This window comes from Photobacterium sp. OFAV2-7, from assembly GCF_022347985.1.
In the GTDB taxonomy this organism is placed as follows: domain Bacteria; phylum Pseudomonadota; class Gammaproteobacteria; order Enterobacterales; family Vibrionaceae; genus Photobacterium.
Map to the genome: position 1 here is coordinate 1 of NZ_JAKRFQ010000654.1, position 3,111 is coordinate 3,111.

Consider the following 3,111-nt stretch of genomic DNA (forward strand, 5'->3'; position numbering starts at 1 on the left):
GCTGATATCTTTTCTGAGGTAGGAAAAAAAACCGATGTGTTGCTGCGCTTCTCGACGGTAGCCGGCGAAAAAGGTGCGGCCGATGCCGAGCGTGATGTGCGTGGCTTCGCACTGAAATTCTATACCAATGAAGGTAACTGGGATCTTGTCGGCAACAACACACCGGTTTTCTTCATCCGTGATCCGCTGAAGTTTCCTGACTTTATCCATACCCAAAAACGCGATCCAAAAACGAACCTTCGAAGTGCAACCGCCGCCTGGGATTTCTGGTCTCGGCATCCCGAATCGCTTCATCAGATCATGATCCTGTTCAGTGATCGAGGTATTCCGACAGATTATCGCCACATCAATGGTTACGGCAGCCATACGTTTAGTTTCATCAATAAAAACAATGAGCGTTTTTACGTCAAGTTCCACTTCAAAACCCAACAAGGGCATCGCCACTATACCGACGAGGAAGCCGCCACTATCGTTGGTAAAAGTCGAGAATCCTCTCAGGTCGATCTGTTTATGAGTATCGAGGAAGGACAATTTCCACGATGGGACGTTAAAGTCCAGATCATGACCGAAAAGCAAGCTGGTGAATATGCCATACACCCATTCGATCTCACCAAGGTCTGGCCTCATGGCGACTTCCCGCTGCTCGATGTGGGTGTCCTTGAGCTAAACCGAAATCCGAAGAACTACTTTGCCGAAGTAGAACAAGCCGCCTTTACCCCTGCCAATATCGTTCCGGGAATAGGCTATTCGCCAGACAGAATGCTGCAAGGCCGCCTGTTTTCCTATGGCGATACCCAGCGCTACCGCCTCGGTGTCAACCACGGCCAGCTACCGGTTAACAAACCCAAGTCTGTAGTCAATACCACCCATCGCGACGGCAGTATGCGCACCGATGACAATGGTGGCAGCAACCTTAACTACGCGCCAAACCACCACAATAGCTATACCCCGAGCCACGATGCAGAACCGGCACTGGCGCTAGAGCGCGAGGCACTGCACTTCGATTTCAGAGACTACGATGATGACTACTACAGCCAACCGGGCAACTTATTCCGCCTGATGGATAACGATCAGCAACAACGCCTCATCGGCAATATCATTGCATCGATGAGTGAAGTTGAAGATGAGCAAATTAAAAAGCAACAAGTCCTCCATTTCTATCAAGCAGACGAAACGCTTGGCCAGGCGCTCGCTGAGGGACTGGCAGTTAACATCAACTAGCATCCGCAGCAACCTATGCAATGAAAATATGATCACCGATGTCTATTTCAAGGCTCCTTAACTGGAGCCTTTACTTTTTACTTTCAGCTCTATGAAGCAATTTGGCGACCGTCTACTAACATAAACAGACAGCTTCCTTGTCTGAGAGGCCGCCAATGAAAAAGATGATCAACCAGGTTGATAACATCGTTAAAGAACAGCTTGAAGGAATGGCCAAAGCCTATCCTGAGCTCACTATAAACCTTGACCCTTATTACATCTACCGCTCGTCTCAGGGACGTCCGAAGGTTGCTTTGATATCTGGCGGAGGCAGCGGCCACGAACCTATGCACGGCGGTTTCGTGGGCTATGGAATGCTTGATGCAGCATGCCCCGGAGAGATCTTCACCTCACCAACACCAGATCAGATGTATGAATGCGGCAGACAAGTGGATCGCGGAGAAGGGCTACTATTTCTCGTCAAAAACTATACCGGTGATGTCATGAACTTCGAGGCTGCCGTTGAGCTGCTGCATGCTGATGGCATCAACGTTCAGGCTACCCTAATCGATGATGACGTCGCGGTAAAAGATAGCCTTTATACGGCCGGGCGGCGAGGTGTTGCCGCGACCGTTCTAGCAGAAAAAATACTAGGGGCGGCCACGGAAGTTGGCTACACCCTGGAGCAATGTTGCGAGTTGGCGAAACGTATTGCCAACCAGGCGCGTTCGATAGGGGTTGCCCTGTCCGCCTGCACCGTACCTGCTGCCGGACAACCCGGCTTTCAGCTGGCTGACAATGAAGTGGAATTTGGTATCGGTATTCATGGTGAGCCGGGTATCAAAAAGGTGTCGTATTCAGATTGTGATACAACCACCAGCGACATGATGGCGCAATTGCTCGATAACTCGCCATATCAACGTACTGTGCGACGTTGGGACAGCAGTAACGGTGACTGGCAAGATGAGCAATGGGTAACCGCGACTATCGAGCAGGGAGACAAGGTCATCGTACTGGTTAACAGCCTCGGCGGCACGCCGTTATCCGAGCTGTTTGTTGTCTATCGTAAAGTGGCGGAAATACTCACACAGAAAGGAATTACCATTGAGCGCAGGCTCATCGGTAGCTATTGCACGTCGCTTGACATGCAAGGGGTCTCCATCACCCTGCTTAAAGTAGACGACGAGATGCTGACACTCTGGGACCAACCCGTAAATACACCGGCACTACGCTGGGGCATCTAGCATACTGGCAACGATTATGGTCAGCCTTGTTATTGTTTCTCACAGCCTGAAGCTTGCACAAGGCTTGTTGGAACTTGCCGAACAGGTAACTCAGGGCAAGGTCAACATTGCAGTAGCCGCTGGTATTGATGATCCTGAAAATCCGATTGGCACAGATGCTGTTGCGGTCATGGAAGCGATAGAAGCCGTATATTCAGAGGATGGCGTGCTAGTAATGGTTGATTTAGGCAGCGCGATCCTCAGCGCAGAGACAGCACTTGATCTCATCGAGCCTAGTCTAGATAAAACAGTCCGAATCTGTGCCGCCCCAATTGTCGAAGGCTGTATTGCTGCATGTGTCTCAGCAGCATCAGGCTTGCCGCTGGAGACGGTCTTCCAGGAGGCAAACAATGCCCTTACCGCCAAAGTCAAAGCGCTTGAGCAGCCACTGAAACCAAAAGAGCCGAAAAGCAAAAATGTAGAAGTTGGTGTCAGCGACCATGAACCACAAACCTTTATCTGGAAGGTTCACCACGCCCACGGGCTCCCCATCCCCCCCGCCGCAATCCTTGCGACATCGCTTCGCCCTTTCAGCGCACAAATAAGGCTGGCGAAAGCTGGCCAATCTATCGATGCCAAAAATATCAACAACCTATTATCGCTGAACATCCAGCACAACGATATTCTT

Annotated in this window: 3 protein-coding genes; all 3 read left to right on the forward strand. The window is 50.7% G+C overall.

Features of this window, described 5'->3' with window-relative positions; genetic code table 11:
* Positions 1-1,221: catalase (locus MHN01_RS22470; protein WP_239413560.1), on the forward strand; the 1,221-nt coding region annotated here is incomplete at its 5' end.
* Between the two features lie 155 nt (positions 1,222-1,376).
* A complete protein-coding gene (gene dhaK, locus MHN01_RS22475) occupies positions 1,377-2,444 on the forward strand; it encodes a dihydroxyacetone kinase subunit DhaK (RefSeq protein WP_239413561.1) in 1,068 nt (355 codons plus the stop codon).
* Between the two features lie 16 nt (positions 2,445-2,460).
* Positions 2,461-3,111: dihydroxyacetone kinase phosphoryl donor subunit DhaM (dhaM, locus tag MHN01_RS22480; protein WP_239413562.1), on the forward strand; the 651-nt coding region annotated here is incomplete at its 3' end.